Raw genomic sequence first — 15,602 nt, 5'->3', positions numbered from 1 at the left:
GGGTACACTGGTCTTGTAAAAAGGAGGAGGCGCGCTGTGGAACAACAAAAAAATTATTTTCGGGATTTGATAATTTCTCCTGAACCTGTACTCGAAAATCCGGATTCCGGCTGTGTCGTCAGCGACCGGATTTCGGTGGATGGTTATGAAGTCGGCGTTATGTACCGGGATTTTCCAATTCCGGACACTACGGATTCGGGGTGGGTATTTCTCGCCGGTGATGAAGACGCCGACTATATGAATACGCCGGGGAATACTTCCGTGTTTCCCTTACGTACAATATGCAGCTATGATTCCGCCGTTATTCCGTTTCTGGACGCCGACTATGAAACGGCGTTTATCCGGCAGGAGGACGGCAAATTTATGAAGGCGGAACATTTCTTTGACGACGGGGAATAAAACCGGTTTGGATGTAAAAACGGAACCGAGGTGTATACCATGACTGCACGAGAGGCGGGGTTAAGACATGCTCCCCGAATCGATAAAAAATATCTTCCGCTGCTGGCCGGAATTGTTTGGAGTATTGCGGGGACTGCCGTGCTTTCCATCGGCTTTCCCGCGTTGCTTAAGAGCCCCGGCCCGTTATGGTTTTCCCTTCCTGTGACGGGAATTGTTTTCTTCCTGTTTTTTAAATTCATCTTTTTCCGGCTTTTCCGCAAGCATACCGCCCGTATCGAAGCTTTTCCGGAGCAAAAAATATGCGCATTCGCATTTTTTGATAGAAAAGGCTATATCATCATGGCCTGCATGATTACTTTCGGTATTTTGCTCCGCTCTTCCAATTTGCTTCCACATGCCGTCCTGGGGATGCTCTATACGGGAATTGGTGCGGCTATGATTGGTGCGGCGGCAAGTTTTGTCGTCCATTTCATCAGGAAACAAACAGGAATAGCCTGAAAATTCTAATGGATGGCAAAAGCCCCGGATCACCGGGGCTTTTGGATGCCTGGAGCATTTTATTTCATAAGCCTGCCCACCAGCTGATTCACGAGACCTCCGTCTGCTTTTCCTTTCACAAGTGGCATCAGCTTTTTCATAATATTCCCCTTATCCTGCGGCGTTGGATTCTCAATGCCAAGCTGCTGCAAAACGCCGGTAATCACCTGCCTGATTTCTTCCTCACTCATTTGCTTCGGCGCGAATTCCCTAAGGACGGCAAGCCGTTTTTGGTTCATATCGATCAAATCTGCCCTACCTGCCTTTTCCGCTCCTGCAAGGCTTTCCTCCGCCTGCTTTATTTCCTTTAAAATAATTGCATTTTCTTCTTCGTCCGTCAGCGCTTCCTTTTTATCCTTCGCTTTTGCTTTGAGCGCAGATAACAGGAGCGTAAGCGTCTCCTTCCGTTCCGCATCCTTCGCCTTCATTGCGGCGATCATTTCTTTTTGTACTTCCCCGGTCTTTTCCATTGTGCTTCCTCCCGCTTTTTATTCCAAAGTCTTTTTCATACAGATAACCGCCCCGTCGCCTTCAAAGCTTCCATAATTCGGAATAAGGCGATATCCGAGCTTTTCATATAGGGCGATTGCCCACGGCATTTCCTTGCCTGTTTCAAGGACTGTCGCTGTGAATCCCAGGCTTTTTGCTTTTGCTTCAAGCCATGCAACAATGCCTTCGCCGATGCCCTGCCGCCTTAATTCAGGCTTTACCAATACGCGCTTGATTTCAACCGTATCGCTTTGGCAGTTCCGGATACAGCCGCACCCGACGGCAGCCTCCCCTTCCATTGCCAAAACCACTGCAAGCGCATCTTCTATTTGGTTCACCCCTTTATACTTCAGGGATTGTTCCCCAAACAGTTGGAAATATTCTTCATCGAGCTCCCGGCACAATGCCTGGAAGCGCTCGTCCGTTTCAGTTGTTTCGAGCATTTGCATATTAGATTCCTCCTCTATATTTAATTATATCATATCGCTCCGGTTCCTTCATACGTTGATATAGCAAGCCCGCAACCTGCATGGTTACGGGCTTTTCTTATTTGTTTAAACAAAATAGATACAGGGCTGGGACAAGCTTGCTTATCCCGGTACGACCTGATTGCAGGCACATAATGCAACACCGGATTGATCGGCAAACCTGTATGCTGCAAAATAATATTTACCTCATTACTGTTTGCCGCCTCTACGATTTATCCATCCCGCAGGGATAGGTTGTTTCCGATTGCTTTTTCCCCCGTTTCACCATATCGTAAAAACGGTAGCCGCCGGAGAAATTATAACAGTCATAGCCATTCTGCGCAAGAATACGGCAGGCAAGATAGCTGCGGAATCCGCTCTGGCACATGACATAGACAGGTTTACGCTGTGGAATTTCATCCAGCCTTTCACGCAAATCATCCAGTGGAATATTGACAAAACCGTCGGCGCATCCGTCCCCATATTCCTGAGGCGTTCTTACGTCAAGCAGGGCTACGCTGCCATCACGCGGAAGCGCCTCCTCCTCTTCATAATGGAACTGCCTTACCCTGCCCGCAACAATGTTTTCAATCATAAATCCAGCCATATTGACCGGGTCCTTTGCGGAGGAATACGGCGGAGCGTAAGCGAGGTCAAGATCAGCGAGTCCTGTCGCTTTCATTCCCGCGCGAATGGCGGTAGCAAGCACGTCAATCCGCTTGTCCACGCCGTCAAACCCGATAATCTGCGCGCCAAGTAGCCGAATCGTTTCCTTTTCGTACAGCACCTTCATCATCATTACTTTGCCGCCGGGATAATAACCAGCGTGAGAAGATGGAGACAAAACAACGCATTCATAATCGATTCCCGCCGCCCGCGCCGCCGTTTCGTTGATCCCCGTGGAGGCCGCCGTCATATCAAACAGCTTGATAACCGACGAGCCCTGGGAGCCGTGGAAAACACTGCTTCCTCCGCAGACGTTATCAGCCGCAACGCGGCCCTGCTTATTGGCGGGACCGGCAAGGGAAACCAGCGCTTTTGTTCCGGTTATAAAATGCGTTACCTCTACTGCGTCACCCACCGCGTAAACGTCAGGCGCGGATGTTTCCATCCTGTCGTTTACGGCAATGCTGCCTTTGATTCCAAGTTCCAGGCCCGCGTTTTTTGCCAACGCCGTATCGGGCGCGACGCCAATGGCAAGCACGACCATATCGGAAGGAAGATTGGCTTCGTCTGCGGTTTTCGTAATAATATGATCCCCGCTTTTTCCAAATGCGGTTACGGCCGTATTGAGCATCAAACGGATGCCGTGGCTTTCCATCTGCGAATGGACTGCGCAGGCCATATCAAAATCGAAGGGCGCCAGTAAATGGCCGGCATATTCCACGAGCGTTGTTTTTATTCCTGATTCGGCAAGGTTTTCCGCCATTTCGAGCCCGATGAATCCGCCGCCGATTACGGTTGCGCTTTTGGGATTTTCGGTTTCAATGAATTTGTGGATTTTTAATGTGTCCTCCACCGTACGAAGGGTAAAAATCCTCTCATGATTGATTCCGGGCATATCCGGCAGCACAGGTTTTGCGCCGGGAGAAAGAATCAGCTTATCATAGCTTTCTTCATAAATCTTTCCTGTTTCAAGATTGCAAACGGCCACTGTTTTCTTTTTGATATCGAGAGCCGTAACCTCGTGGCGGACGCGTACATCCACGCGAAACCTGTCCCAAAAAGCCTTGGGGGTTTGCAGGGTCAACGCTTTCTCGTCGGTAATAACGCCGCCGATATAGTAGGGCAGCCCACAGTTTGCATAGGAAATAAAGCCTGTACGTTCAAAGACAATAATTTGCGCATGCTCGTCAAGCCGCCTGATCCGTGCCGCCGCGGAAGCGCCGCCCGCGACACCACCTACAATTACCACCTTCATTTCGCCGTCCCCCTCTCAGTTTTGCCGTTATAGTTATGGATGCCGCCAATATTTGTAAGATCGGTATAGCCCATATTCCGCAACACCTGTTCCGCCTGCCTGCTTCTGCTCCCGCTTAGGCAATAGACAAAAACAGGCGTATTCTTATCGGGAATCTTATTGACTGCCGTTTGCAGTTCGTCTAAAGGAATATTTAAACTCCCGGGAATATGTGCCTTGAAATATTCCTCTTCGGTACGCACATCCAGCAATACGGCGCCCTGGGTATCCTGCATTTTTTTCACACCTTCGTTGATATCCGCAGTCTTAAACAAATCAAAAAGCCCCATTTTATCCTCCCTATTTGATTACTTCGTTCTCAAAGTTATTTTTATAAGTTTCATTTCAGCCATTATGGTTCTCCCCCTATTGGCAGGATTTTTCAATCTTTGGATAATCATTTCTGTTGATTAAATTCTACCATTGGATTTCAGGAAAAAACGTGACCGGGTCGCATTTCGGCAAAAATATGACGTTTATTTTTATGTGATTTTTTAAATCATTGTTTGGAGTGCTTTGATATTCTTCAGCGTAATCCTGCCCCGCTTAAATTCGACTAAACCGTCGGCGGCAAAGCGCTTGAGCATCCGCGCAACCACCTCGCGGGCGGAATTGGTGTATTGCGCAATCTGTTCGTGCGTCATTTGGATCGTCGCAAGGCCGGTATGCTCGTATTCACCGATTAAAAATGAAGCAAGCCGCCTGTCATACCCCTTAAACAAAATCATCTGCATTGTCCACATGACCGATGAAAAGCGTTCGCAAAGCATCTCGTATGCAAAACAGCGGGCATATATATTCTGGCTTATCAGTTTTTCGAAAGCGGCCGTGCCTAACACCAGTAAAACGCAGTCGGCGGATACCGACATCTGGGTTTCAAATGTAATTTGGCTGACTGCGCAAGAAGCAGTCAGGACACAAATTTCCCCCTCGTGAAGACGGTACAGGGTAATTTCGCGGCCTTCTTCAGACAGGATACAGGTACGTAATTCACCATCCAATACCATAGACATTCCAAGACATTCTATTTCACTGTTCAAAATAATCCGTTCTTTGGAATATCGCCGTATATTAGAATTTGCCTGAACAAATTCTTTCTCGTGATCGGTTAGCCGTTCCCAAAAAGGCAATTTTTCCAAATAACCAGGTTCTGTCATTCCTGTCTCCCCTTTTTCCCAAGTCTCGTTTCCGGCATAAGCCGGTTATAACACAGGCCTTTTCCCTTTTCAATACTTAAAAAAATTTTCTGCTTTGCTTCGCAAAAAATTGATCATCTACGGTTTGTCCACTTGGAGTTTCCGGTCGTCCAAATCTAATCTACCCAAAATCAGATGCAGGCAAACCACGACCCCGCACGAGCCCGGCAGAGCGGGTCGCGTGGGGAAAAGGAGCGGCAGGTTCCGCGACGTGTGTCGTTCATACAAAATAGATGCAGGTAAAACGGGCCCCCGCGAAACTCGAACGAAGTGAGTTTCGCGGGGAAAAGGAGGAACAAGCGCGCGAGTGAGGTTTTTCTTGCAAAGAAAAACGGAACAAAGCAAGCTTTGTTCCGACGTGGTGGACCACCAGGGACTCGAACCCTGGACACCCTGATTAAGAGTCAGGTGCTCTAGCCAACTGAGCTAGTGGTCCATCTTGGTTATGGAGCGGGTGATGGGAATCGAACCCACGCATTCGGCTTGGAAGGCCGACGCTCTACCATTGAGCCACACCCGCATATGCCGCTCCGACGGAGCCATGCACGCTACGGTGTTGGAGCGGGTGATGGGAATCGAACCCACATAGCCGGCTTGGGAAGCCGGTGCTCTGCCACTGAGCTACACCCGCATTGTAATCTTTCAAAAATGTACGTTCCCACCGTTTCGATGGGAACGACATTTCATAACATGGAGCGGAAGACGAGATTCGAACTCGCGACATTCGCCTTGGCAAGGCGACGCTCTACCACTGAGCCACTCCCGCATATGAAATTGGTGCGGGCGAAAGGACTCGAACCTTCACGCCTAAGGCACCAGATCCTAAGTCTGGCGCGTCTGCCAATTCCGCCACGCCCGCGTTGATACGCGTCCGTCGCGCGCAAGAATTATTATAATAGATAATCCTTAATGTTGTCAAGAGAATTCTGACCGAAAAACATCTTTTCCGTCACTCTTTAAAACATGCGCATTCCTGCGCACTGGCTCTCAAGCCGCCGTTTCCGCTCCTTCCAATCCGGCATGTGCCTGGAAAGAAAGGCTTTAAAATCGGCTCCGTGGTCGGGATAAAGAAGGTGTGTCAATTCATGCAGCACCACATATTCGATACATTCGGCCGATGCGCACATCAAATAATAATTGAACCGTATCGTCCGCTGCGTACTCGTGCAGCTCCCCCAAAGGGTCTTCATTTTCCTGATTTTGATGACCGGCCTGTCTTCCTCAGGCTGTCCCAGAACCGGATACCATTTATTGACAATCTCTCCAAGTGACGCAAGCGCCTGCTGTACCCACCAGTTTTGGAGCACTTCCTTATACTCTTCCGGCTTTCCGCAGAAAATCGTCATGTTTTCGCCGTTCAGCGCTACGCCCGTCCTGCGGTCTTTCACAACCTCCAGCGCATAATTGGTTCCCATAAATAAAACGTGGTCGTCATCCGCCTCCTGCTGCCGGAGCAAGCTGTTGATATGGTTTTCGATCCATGCGCTTTTTGAAGATACGAACTCCTGTATCCGCGCGCTGCTTACGCCAAAAGGCGCACTCACGCACACGCTCCCGTCGTGGCGGACGCGCAAACGGATATTTTTCATCGCTTTTCTGGTTACCTCGATGTCAAGATCGCTGCCATCCGATAATTTAATTTTCATATTTTCATCGCCCATGCTCTTTATTATAGCACATTTTGAGGAAAAAGGCACCTGAAAAGCAGTTGATAAAATATTGTATATTCAGTATAATATAAAGGCGTTCGGGCAATGTGCCGCGCATACCGGCTTCATCACAGCGGCCGGACTAAAAATGGGAGAATCGAATGGATACAAAATTTACACTTCCTCAGGATAAAAAGATACATTTTATCGGAATCGGCGGATGCTCCATGAGCGGCCTTGCGCAAATCCTGGCCGCCAACGGATACATCGTGACGGGCTCCGATATGAAAGAATCGGCGTTTACCCGTCAGTTGGAACAGAAGGGCATTCCCGTTACATTTGGGCACGATGAAAAAAACGTTCATGGCGCGGGCCTCGTGGTGTATACGGCCGCCATCAAGCCCTATAATCCGGAATATGCTTATGCCGCCGCGCATGAGATTCCGATGCTTGAACGCTCCAAGCTGCTGGGGCTGATTTCCAGCCGCTATGAACGCGTAGCCTGTATTTCCGGCTGCCACGGGAAGACAACCATCACCTCCATGCTTGCCCTCATTATGCAGCATTCGGCGGAAGACTGCACCGTGCATGTAGGCGGCATGGTGGATTTCCTGTCCGGCGGGGTGAAAATCGGGACGAACGACGCTTTTATCACCGAGGCATGCGAATATGTACGCAGCTTCCTCACCCTGCACCCCACCCACGTCCTTGTCAACAATATCGACGATGACCACCTCGATTGTTACCGTGACATTGACGATATTTTCGATACGTTTGTAGAATTTATCCAGAAGCTGGATAAAGACGGTATTTTGCTCCTGAACCAGTCGGACGCGCTTGCATACCGTTTGAAAGACTACGCGCCCTGCCGCGTCGTGACTTACAACCACGGCCCCGCAAGCGACTGGTATCTGGACTCCCCCGAATTCAACGAGCTTGGCTGCGGCAAAGGAACGGTGGTATGCCGCGGTGAAAAACTGGGAACGCTGGAGCTTACCGTGCCGGGGTTGCACAACCTGCGCAACGCCCTTGCGGCGGCCGCTTTTGCCAACGAGGTATTTGGCGTCGACGTCGATACCTCCATCAAGGCGCTTAGGGATTACCGGCTGGCCGGGCGCCGTTTTGAGCTTATGGGCGAACGGGACGGCGTGCGTGTATTCCACGACTACGCGCACCATCCAAGCGAAATTGCGGCATGCCTCGAGGCGGCTTCCCTCGTGCCCCACCGTAAGCTGTGGGTGGTTTTCCAGTGTAATTCCTATACCCGTGCGCGTACATTAAAGGATAAATACGCCCTGTGCTTTGGCAACGCGGACGAGGTTCTGATGCCGGATATCTATCCCGGACGGGATACGGATACGCAGGGCATCCACGCGCGCGACGTTGTAGCGGCGATCAATTCAAACTCATGCCCGTGCATGTACATCCCCACTTTCCAGGAAATCAAGGATTACCTCCTGAAGAACTGGAAACCGGGCGATATTGTAATGACGCTTGGCTCCGGGGATATCAATAAGCAGCAGATGATCTTTTTCAAGGACTAAAAGCGGCATCCAAACGGATGCTGCTTTTTTCATTTCCTTTTTCCAAATACCTTTTTTGCCGTATTGACCGCATTCAGCACCTTGGGAAAACCCGTATAGGGAATGCATTGCAGGAAAATTTCAACTATTTTTTCTTTTGGAACGCCTACATTGAGCGCGCCGTTGATATGCACATCAAGCTGCGCCTCGCAGCCGCCCGCGGTAAGCAGGCTGGCAAGCGTAATTATCTCCCGTTCTTCAAGGGTCAGGCCTCTGCGGCTGTAAATATCCCCGAATGCAAATTCAATGATGTAATCCGCAAGGGCCGGTGCAATTTCCTGCATGGATTCAATGACCCCTTTGCCGCTTTCCGCATCTACCTGCCCTAATTTTTCAAGTCCGCGTTCATACCGTTCTTCCATTGTATCTTCCTCCCTGTTCCGTTATAATAACACCATACAACTTAAAGCGTACTTTAAGTCAAGTATTTTTACAGGAGAAAAATTATGGTTTATCCTATTGGTGTTTTTTCCAGTAAGGTCGGGCTGGCGGCATCCACCCTCCGGTATTACGAACAGCAAAAGCTGCTTTCCGTAAAACGGGATAAGGCAGGCCGGCGCATATACGACGAGACCGATATCCCGTGGCTTGCTTTCATCATACGGCTGAAAGAAACGGGAATGCCCATCCGGGAAATCCGGGAATATGCACGGCTGCGGTCGCTTGGGGATTCCACTATGGCGGGCCGCCTTATACTGCTCAGGCAGCATAAAGAACGCGTACAGGCTGAACAGCAAAAGTTAAGCAGCCATCTTGAAAACCTTGACCGGAAAATTGAATTTTATCAGGCAAGCCTGGCGAAAAAATAAGAGGCTTCCGCTTTTGCGGGGCCTCTTTTTTTCTATTCCGGTTATTTAAAATCCCGGGTGAAGATATCGCTATGCTCGAGCAGGCTTTCCACCGTATCGAACCCCAGCCGGTGCAGCAATTCAATTACATAGGGGTTATCAATCGGCGTCGGATAAGCGGCCTGCCGCCCATATCCGTCCACGGACTCCGTTCCCGCCTCCCGGTCTATAAGCGCCTTTGGGCCGCCTACACAGCCGCCCGCGCAGCCCATTCCTTCAAAGAAATTGGCGTTCGTTTTTCCTTCGCGCAGCGCGGTCAGCATTTCCTTACATGCCGGGACGCCATCCGCCTGCTGCGTGCGCACCGTGATTTTCCGGTCGGGGTTCAGCCGGTTCACAGTTGCCTTTACGGCTTCGCTCACCCCGCCCTTCCGCGCATAAATCCGTCCGGCCCGCGAGGAGTGGTCCTTGTCGTCTTCGGGGAGCGTACCCGGATCGATTTCCATCGCTTCAAAAACATCCCTTATTTCCTGGAACGTCAATACATAATCCACCGCATCCGCAACGTCCTGTTCCCGTGCTTCCGCTTTCTTGGCAATGCACGGGCCTATAAACACCGTAACCGCATCCGGGTAAAGGGACTTCACCGTCCGCCCGCATGCCACCATCGGCGATACCGCACCGGGAACATGCGGCATCAACTCATGGTAAACCTTGCGGATCATGGCAATCCACATTGGGCAGCAGCAGCTTGTAAGCTGGTAGTCCGATTCCTGCAAAATATTTTTATCAAATTCGAGCGCTTCCTTGAGCGTCAGGATATCCGCAAACAGGGCAACCTCGATCATGCCGTCAAAACCGATTTTTTTAAATGCGGTCCGCAGCTTTCCGGGTGTGATCCCCGGCCCCAGCTGCCCGGTAAACGCCGGCGCAATCAGCGCATAAGCCGGGCCCTTCCGTTCCTTCAGGGCGTTTAGGACGGCAATCACATCACGGCTTGCTTTCAGCTTTTCCTTATCGCATCCGTCCACACAGGCGCAGCACCCGACGCACTCCTTCGGGTCAATTTCAATCCCGTCCCTGCCATCCGGCCTGATTGCCCCGAATTCGCAGCCATCTGCGCATTCCTTACGGCGGTCGGGCGGGCAGTCGCATGCGCCGACCTTCCATACCAGTGGATAGGCGTTTGGATGAAGCAGGCAATTAAGGTCATCCATGTCGCATTCCTGCCTGCCGATCCTTTCGCCATGGGCGGCCCGTTTAACCAGCCGTTTATAGATTTCATCAAATGTGGCCATATTTTCCTCTCCTGTTAAAATAATTTCCTTTTTATTTTTAAAGCAAGCGGCCGGAATCAAAACAGCGGCAAGGAGCTTCCCTGCCGCTTTCCGTTCTGTCTTTAACCAATATCCACATCTTCAATTCTGTATTTGCTCTGATGCTCGATCGGAACCCATTCCGTACGCGGCCGGAACAACGCGCCGAGGGCAATAAACATCATTGTCAGCAAAAAGATCGGATAAAGCAGTATTCCGCGCAGCATCGGCCTGATTTTCCGTTTTTCGAGTTTCAGGGTCAGGAATGCCACCAGCAGGCCCAGCCCAAAATTAAACAGGGAAAGCGCAAGCACAACCGGCCCGGTAAAAGCCCGGAAACCCGGCATCAGGAACATCAGGAGGACGCTCGCCACATTGAGCGGCAGCGCAAGCCCGGTAGCCGGAATAAATAAAATATACCACGCAAGGTCGAGCGCCTTCATATTGCCATGGAATACCTGCCGCATAATTTTTTTAAAATAGAGCGGAATACATTGCATACCGCCGACCATCCAGCGGAACCGCTGCTTTACGGACACTCCGTACTCCGACGGCTGCTCGTCATAGAACACGGCTTTCCTGGCGGGGACGATTTTGTGTCCCTTGAGAATCTGCTGGATCGAAAATTCCACGTCTTCCGTAAGGGAGTAGGTCGTCCAGCCTTCTTCGCCAAGCGCGGACAGCTTGAAAGCAAAGCCCGTGCCGCCTACCATGCTGGAAAAGCCAAGCGTATGGCGGGAGGTATAATAAAACCGCTGGAGCATCAGCCAATAAATGGAATAAACCTCGCTGACCCACGAATCATGGATATTTTTAGTGTCCCGGTAACCAAGCGCCACGTCGGCGCCGGAATTAAGCGCGCGGTTCATTTCCGTAAGGAAGGCGGGAGCCGCCAGATTATCCGCATCGAATACGCATACCGCATCATAAGCGTCCGCATATCCGCTCAGCAATTTGTTAATGCCGAAATGCAGCGCATACCCTTTTCCTTTTTTCTTTTCGTTGAAGCGTTCAAACACCGTCGCGCCATATTCTTTCGCGACGCGCGCCGTATCGTCCGTACAGTTATCCGCCACCACAAAAACATGGAAATCGCCGTACTCCTGTTTTTTCAGGCTGTCGATGAGGTTGCCGATCACGCTTTCCTCATTGCGTGCACAAATCAGCACCGCGAAACGATGCTGTTTTGATTCCTTGAGTTTCAGCTCCCTGGGCTTTGCCAGCCCCGCCAGAGTTGTGACTGCCAGCCAAACCATAATGGGTGCAGAATAGATGGATAATATGATGACAATCCATTTGCAGATTTCAAACCCGGGACTCATTTCCCCATACCCCCGTTTTCCGCCCTTTTCGGACTCCTGCTGTTATTATATCACTCCAAAACGGATCATTTCTTAAGAACCGCTTAAAAATTACGTTCATTCCGCAAAAAGCGGCGTACTGAAATACCGCTCCGCCGTATCCGGGAGAACGGTAACGACCGTTTTCCCCGGCCCGAGCTTTTTGGCCAGCCGCAGCGCCGCCGCCACGTTCGTGCCGCTTGAAATCCCGCACATCAGGCCCTCCCGCCGCGCAAGGTCTTTCGCGGTGCTGATCGCCTCGCCGTCCGTCACAATACAGATATCGTCGTAAATTTTGGTGTTCAGGTTCTCCGGAATCAGGCCGTCGCCGATTCCCATCTGTAAATGGGTTCCAATGCTTCCGCCCGACAGGATTGCCGCATTTTCCGGTTCCACCGCCCAAATCGTCATTCCCGGGTTTTGCGCCTTAAGCACCTCCCCGATGCCGCTGATCGTTCCGCCGGTCCCCACGCCCGAGCAAAAACCGTGGATCGGGCCGGAGACCTGCTCCAATATTTCAAGCGCCGTATGGTGCCTGTGCACCATCGGGTTTGCCGGATTGGTAAACTGCTGGGGAACAAACACATTCGGGTCTTCCTCCTGCATTTTAAGCGCCGTTTCAAGGCACTGCCCGATACAGTCGCCGATATTTCCGTCGTCATGTACCAGCCTTACCTCCGCGCCGTAATGCTCCATCAGTTTCTTCCGCTCCTCGCTGACGGAATCCGGCATGATAATGACCGTCCGATAGCCCTTCACCGCGCCTACGAGCGCAAGGCCGATTCCCTGGTTCCCGCTGGTCGGTTCGACGATCACGGAGGCCTCGTTTAGAAGGCCCTGCTTTTCCGCTTCCAGTATCATATTATAGGCGGTGCGCGTTTTGATTGAACCGCCTATATTGAGCCCTTCATATTTTACAAGTACCTGTGCGCAGTCTTCCCCCGCCATCCGGTTCAGGCGAATCATGGGCGTATGCCCGACCGCTTCCAGGACGTTATTATAAACCATCAAACTCTCCTCGTTTCCTAAACATGCTTATATATTATATAACGGATTGCCGGGTTTTGGAATAGAGAGATTTTAATCCCGGTTCCTTTGACTCTCAAATGTCGTCCCCCTATAATATAATTATAGAGTGAACGGAAGGGGGCCTTTTTATGGACAGGACAATACTGCACTGCGACTGCAACGCATACTATGCGTCTGTGGAATGTATCGCGCGCCCCGAGCTGAAAAATGTTCCCATGGCCGTATGCGGCGATCCCGAGAGCAGGCGCGGCATTATCCTCGCGAAAAACGAGCTTGCCAAGGGTTATGGTATCGTAACTGCGGAAACGGTATGGCAGGCAAAGAAAAAATGCCCGGACCTTGTTTTGGTTCCGCCCCGCCGTGGGGAATATACAAAATATTGTAAGCTGATTAATGAGATTTACGCCGAATATACCAGCAAGGTAGAGGCGTTCAGCATCGATGAATCGTGGCTCGACGTGACGGGCAGCCTGCACCTGTTCGGCTCGGGAAAGGAAATCGCCGATACGCTCCGCAAACGGGTACGCGAGGAGTTAAAGCTTACCATTTCCGTGGGGGTGTCCTTTAACAAGGTTTTTGCCAAGCTTGGCAGCGACTATAAAAAGCCGGACGCAACCACCGTGATTACGCGCGGAAATTTCCGCGATATCCTGTTTCCCTTACCGGTGACGGACATGCTGTATGTGGGCAGGAAGACGGCAAATATCCTGCAAAAAATCGGCGTTCGCACCATCGGCGCGCTGGCGTCCTTAAAACGCAGCGAAGCCTCGAAGCTGCTCGGCAAATCCGGCGAGCTGGTCTGGGAGTATGCGAACGGGCTCGATGAAAGCCCCGTCCGGGAGATTGGACGGTCCGACCCGGTAAAAAGCATCGGCAACAGCATTACCTTCCGGCGCAACCTGGTCGGCGAAAGCGATATCAGGGCAGGCGTGCTGATGCTGGCAGACAGCGTGGGCGCGCGTTTGCGCAAAGCCGGGTTTTATTGCCAGACCGTCCAGGTGCAAATCAAAGACCCTGATTTCAAAGTCATTTCCCGCCAGAAAACCCTGCCGCGTCCGATCCACCTTACAAAGGACCTCGCGGAAACGGGAATGGAGATCGTTTCCAAGGCGTGGAATATGGAAAAACCGATCCGCCTCATTTCCCTTACGGCCGCAGGGCTCACGGAGAGCGGAGAGGGCGGCCAGATTACCTTTTTTGACGCACCTCCCGTGCGCAGCAAAAAACAGGAAAAGCTTGAAACCGCTATTGATAATATCCGCGGAAAATTCGGAAAGGATGCGGTTTCCTATGCTTCCGTGCTCAAGACGGATATTGTTTCCAAACGCCAGGATGATATCCCCCTGTTATCCGAAAACAAACCTGATTTTTCAGGCGAGGAAGAATAATGGCCCGGGACCGAATGGTTCCAGGCCATTTTATTATGCGTTATAGGCGCCTGAAAGGATTTTCCCGCCCTTGCCCGTCCAGTCGGTATGGCGGGACGTGCCGGAGCTTTCCTCGAGCACATATCCATGCGCCCCAAAATAATCGCGCTGTGCCTGCAACAGGTTTGCCGGAAGCTTCGCGCACCGGTATCCGTCGAAAAAGGAAAGCGCGGACGACATCGCCGGCAGCGGAATTCCATGCAGCGCCCCTTCCGCCGCTATTCTCCTCAGCGACGGAATCGTTTTATCCAGCGTCTCCGCAAATTCCGGGGCCACCATCAGGTTCCCGGGCTTTTGCTCCCGGAACGCTTCGATCATAGGCCCGAGCAGTCCGGAACGAATAATGCAGCCTCCCCGCCACAGCCGCAGGGCGGTTCCAATATCGAAATCCCAGCCATAGGCCCCTGCCGCCTCCTGAAGGGTCATACAGCCCTGCGCATACAGGACGATTCTCGCCGCAAGAAGCGCCGCGCCAATGTCCGCCACCGTTCCCTTGTCCATCCCCGGTAAATCCGGTGCGGAGAAAACCGCTCCCGCCTGCCTGCGTTCCTCTTTTTTCCCGCTCAGGAACCGCGCGAACAGCGCCTCCGCCGTAACGGTTGCCGGTACGCCGGATATGGCCGCTTCCATCACGGTCCATTTGCCCGTTCCCTTCTGGCCTGCAACATCGAGGATTCGCGGCAGCAGGTATTCCCCGTTTTCCCGGTAGTTCAAAATATCGATTGTCGCCGACATCAGGTAGCTATTCATCATTCCCGTATTCCATGAGCCGAATGCTTCCGCTATTTCCTCCTGCCGGAGGCCGATTCCATCGCGCATCACATGATAGGCCTCACAGATCAGCTGCATCTCTCCATACTCAATTCCATTATGCACCGTTTTCGTCAGATGCCCCGCCCCGTCCGGCCCCAGGTACGCACAGCACGGCGTTCCGTCCGGCGCTTTGGCGGCAATCGCGGTCAGGACCGGCTTCACATGTTCCCATGCGGCCCGGTCTCCGCCCGGCATCAGGCTCGGTCCATGTAATGCGCCCTGCTCCCCTCCGGAAACGCCCATGCCAATATACCGGATTCCCTTTTCCGCAAGCATTTCCAGGCGGCGCCGCGTATCATGGAAATCGGAATTCCCCCCGTCGATCAGGATATCTCCTTCCGCAAGATACGGGAGCAGCGCGCCGATCAGGCTGTCCACGGGCCCGCCCGCACGAATCATCATTATAATGGTACGCGGCCGTTCCAGCTTCCCGGCGAATTCCTCCGGGGACCATGCCGCTTCAAACTTTCCGTCCCCGTAAGCATCCATGAACCTTTGGCCTGCCGCCCGGTCGATATCATAGACTGCTACCGAATATCCCTTGCTTTCGATGTTGCGCGCAAGGTTCGAGCCCATTACCGCCAGGCCTGCCATTCCAATCTGTGCCAT

Annotated in this window: 16 protein-coding genes and 5 tRNA genes; 5 read left to right on the top strand and 16 right to left on the bottom strand. The window is 51.9% G+C overall.

The genetic code is table 11. The features are described from left to right. Positions 1-36 precede the first annotated feature (36 nt). Both BBD38_RS11610 and BBD38_RS11605 read left to right on the top strand, forming a co-directional pair. The gene (locus BBD38_RS11610) at positions 37-399 is read left to right on the top strand and encodes a DUF2185 domain-containing protein (protein ID WP_066688410.1); all 363 of its coding nucleotides are present in this window, start codon (positions 37-39) and stop codon (positions 397-399) included. 39 nt (positions 400-438) lie between these two features. Beyond that, positions 439-897 carry a hypothetical protein gene (locus BBD38_RS11605; protein WP_066688408.1) on the top strand — a complete coding sequence of 153 codons (459 nt, stop codon included), beginning with the start codon at positions 439-441 and terminating at the stop codon, positions 895-897. Between the two features lie 59 nt (positions 898-956). Here the strand turns inward: BBD38_RS11605 and BBD38_RS11600 are convergent, their stop codons facing one another. The 11 genes from BBD38_RS11600 to BBD38_RS11550 form a co-directional block, all read right to left on the bottom strand. Beyond that, a complete protein-coding gene (locus tag BBD38_RS11600; RefSeq protein ID WP_066688406.1) occupies positions 957-1,406 on the bottom strand; it encodes a GatB/YqeY domain-containing protein in 450 nt (149 codons plus the stop codon). An 18-nt stretch (positions 1,407-1,424) separates the two neighbouring features. Beyond that, positions 1,425-1,874, bottom strand: a complete 450-nt coding sequence (locus BBD38_RS11595) for a GNAT family N-acetyltransferase (RefSeq protein ID WP_066688403.1) — start codon at positions 1,872-1,874, stop codon at positions 1,425-1,427. Positions 1,875-2,118: 244 nt separating this feature from the next. Beyond that, positions 2,119-3,813, bottom strand: coding sequence for an FAD-dependent oxidoreductase (locus BBD38_RS11590; protein ID WP_066688399.1), 1,695 nt, complete (start codon positions 3,811-3,813; stop codon positions 2,119-2,121). Then, positions 3,810-4,142 (bottom strand): rhodanese-like domain-containing protein, encoded by a 333-nt coding sequence (locus BBD38_RS11585; RefSeq protein ID WP_066688398.1) that lies wholly within the window; start codon positions 4,140-4,142, stop codon positions 3,810-3,812. Before BBD38_RS11585 ends, BBD38_RS11590 begins: the two co-directional genes overlap by 4 nt. Before the next feature lie 204 nt (positions 4,143-4,346). Continuing rightward, positions 4,347-5,009 carry a Crp/Fnr family transcriptional regulator gene (locus BBD38_RS11580; RefSeq protein ID WP_066688396.1) on the bottom strand — a complete coding sequence of 221 codons (663 nt, stop codon included), beginning with the start codon at positions 5,007-5,009 and terminating at the stop codon, positions 4,347-4,349. A 398-nt stretch (positions 5,010-5,407) separates the two neighbouring features. Continuing rightward, positions 5,408-5,484: transfer RNA gene (locus BBD38_RS11575), tRNA-Lys, on the bottom strand. Between the two features lie 10 nt (positions 5,485-5,494). Further along, positions 5,495-5,568, bottom strand: a tRNA-Gly gene (locus BBD38_RS11570). Positions 5,569-5,605: 37 nt separating this feature from the next. Further along, positions 5,606-5,679: transfer RNA gene (locus BBD38_RS11565), tRNA-Gly, on the bottom strand. A gap of 60 nt (positions 5,680-5,739) precedes the next feature. Next, positions 5,740-5,814, bottom strand: a tRNA-Gly gene (locus BBD38_RS11560). 9 nt (positions 5,815-5,823) lie between these two features. Continuing rightward, positions 5,824-5,907 (bottom strand) — tRNA-Leu (locus tag BBD38_RS11555). A gap of 97 nt (positions 5,908-6,004) precedes the next feature. Then, complete coding sequence (locus tag BBD38_RS11550; RefSeq protein WP_172807829.1) at positions 6,005-6,694, bottom strand: M48 family metallopeptidase; 690 nt, start codon at positions 6,692-6,694, stop codon at positions 6,005-6,007. A gap of 164 nt (positions 6,695-6,858) precedes the next feature. Here BBD38_RS11550 and murC point away from each other — a divergent pair, with 164 nt between their 5' ends. Continuing rightward, positions 6,859-8,241, top strand: coding sequence for a UDP-N-acetylmuramate--L-alanine ligase (murC, locus tag BBD38_RS11545; RefSeq protein ID WP_066688392.1), 1,383 nt, complete (start codon positions 6,859-6,861; stop codon positions 8,239-8,241). 29 nt (positions 8,242-8,270) lie between these two features. On the opposite strand, the gene BBD38_RS11540 is transcribed toward murC, so the two are convergent. Further along, the gene (locus tag BBD38_RS11540) at positions 8,271-8,642 is read right to left on the bottom strand and encodes a carboxymuconolactone decarboxylase family protein (protein ID WP_066688391.1); all 372 of its coding nucleotides are present in this window, start codon (positions 8,640-8,642) and stop codon (positions 8,271-8,273) included. Between the two features lie 84 nt (positions 8,643-8,726). On the opposite strand from BBD38_RS11540, the gene BBD38_RS11535 reads away from it, so the two are divergent. Beyond that, the gene (locus BBD38_RS11535) at positions 8,727-9,089 is read left to right on the top strand and encodes a MerR family transcriptional regulator (protein WP_066688386.1); all 363 of its coding nucleotides are present in this window, start codon (positions 8,727-8,729) and stop codon (positions 9,087-9,089) included. 41 nt (positions 9,090-9,130) lie between these two features. Here BBD38_RS11535 and BBD38_RS11530 read toward each other — a convergent pair whose 3' ends face one another. The 3 genes from BBD38_RS11530 to cysK form a co-directional block, all read right to left on the bottom strand. Next, complete coding sequence (locus BBD38_RS11530) at positions 9,131-10,366, bottom strand: [Fe-Fe] hydrogenase large subunit C-terminal domain-containing protein (protein WP_066688506.1); 1,236 nt, start codon at positions 10,364-10,366, stop codon at positions 9,131-9,133. A gap of 101 nt (positions 10,367-10,467) precedes the next feature. After that, on the bottom strand, positions 10,468-11,706 hold the full coding sequence (locus BBD38_RS11525; RefSeq protein ID WP_066688384.1) for a glycosyltransferase family 2 protein: 1,239 nt from the start codon (positions 11,704-11,706) through the stop codon (positions 10,468-10,470). Between the two features lie 96 nt (positions 11,707-11,802). Then, entirely contained in the window at positions 11,803-12,732 is a 930-nt protein-coding gene (cysK, locus tag BBD38_RS11520) for a cysteine synthase A (RefSeq protein WP_066688381.1), read from the bottom strand. Between the two features lie 149 nt (positions 12,733-12,881). On the opposite strand from cysK, the gene dinB reads away from it, so the two are divergent. Beyond that, positions 12,882-14,141, top strand: coding sequence for a DNA polymerase IV (gene dinB / locus BBD38_RS11515; RefSeq protein WP_066688379.1), 1,260 nt, complete (start codon positions 12,882-12,884; stop codon positions 14,139-14,141). 33 nt (positions 14,142-14,174) lie between these two features. Here dinB and gnd read toward each other — a convergent pair whose 3' ends face one another. After that, on the bottom strand, positions 14,175-15,602 hold the full coding sequence (gnd, locus tag BBD38_RS11510) for a decarboxylating NADP(+)-dependent phosphogluconate dehydrogenase (RefSeq protein WP_066688377.1): 1,428 nt from the start codon (positions 15,600-15,602) through the stop codon (positions 14,175-14,177).

This window comes from Christensenella intestinihominis, from assembly GCF_001678845.1.
GTDB lineage: Bacteria > Bacillota > Clostridia > Christensenellales > Christensenellaceae > Christensenella > Christensenella intestinihominis.
Note: the sequence above shows the minus strand (reverse complement) of the source record. Positions and strands in the feature narration are given on the sequence as shown.

Coding starts and splice junctions, on each gene's coding strand:
- cysK (WP_066688381.1), bottom strand. CDS start 12,732: ATGGTTTATAATAACGTCCTGGAAGCGGTCGGGCATACGCCCATGATT.
- BBD38_RS11525 (WP_066688384.1), bottom strand. CDS start 11,706: ATGAGTCCCGGGTTTGAAATCTGCAAATGGATTGTCATCATATTATCC.
- BBD38_RS11605 (WP_066688408.1), top strand. CDS start 439: ATGACTGCACGAGAGGCGGGGTTAAGACATGCTCCCCGAATCGATAAA.
- murC (WP_066688392.1), top strand. CDS start 6,859: ATGGATACAAAATTTACACTTCCTCAGGATAAAAAGATACATTTTATC.
- gnd (WP_066688377.1), bottom strand. CDS start 15,602: ATGGCACAGATTGGAATGGCAGGCCTGGCGGTAATGGGCTCGAACCTT.
- BBD38_RS11595 (WP_066688403.1), bottom strand. CDS start 1,874: ATGCAAATGCTCGAAACAACTGAAACGGACGAGCGCTTCCAGGCATTG.
- BBD38_RS11590 (WP_066688399.1), bottom strand. CDS start 3,813: ATGAAGGTGGTAATTGTAGGTGGTGTCGCGGGCGGCGCTTCCGCGGCG.
- BBD38_RS11530 (WP_066688506.1), bottom strand. CDS start 10,366: ATGGCCACATTTGATGAAATCTATAAACGGCTGGTTAAACGGGCCGCC.
- dinB (WP_066688379.1), top strand. CDS start 12,882: ATGGACAGGACAATACTGCACTGCGACTGCAACGCATACTATGCGTCT.
- BBD38_RS11540 (WP_066688391.1), bottom strand. CDS start 8,642: ATGGAAGAACGGTATGAACGCGGACTTGAAAAATTAGGGCAGGTAGAT.
- BBD38_RS11550 (WP_172807829.1), bottom strand. CDS start 6,694: ATGAAAATTAAATTATCGGATGGCAGCGATCTTGACATCGAGGTAACC.
- BBD38_RS11535 (WP_066688386.1), top strand. CDS start 8,727: ATGGTTTATCCTATTGGTGTTTTTTCCAGTAAGGTCGGGCTGGCGGCA.
- BBD38_RS11585 (WP_066688398.1), bottom strand. CDS start 4,142: ATGGGGCTTTTTGATTTGTTTAAGACTGCGGATATCAACGAAGGTGTG.
- BBD38_RS11600 (WP_066688406.1), bottom strand. CDS start 1,406: ATGGAAAAGACCGGGGAAGTACAAAAAGAAATGATCGCCGCAATGAAG.
- BBD38_RS11580 (WP_066688396.1), bottom strand. CDS start 5,009: ATGACAGAACCTGGTTATTTGGAAAAATTGCCTTTTTGGGAACGGCTA.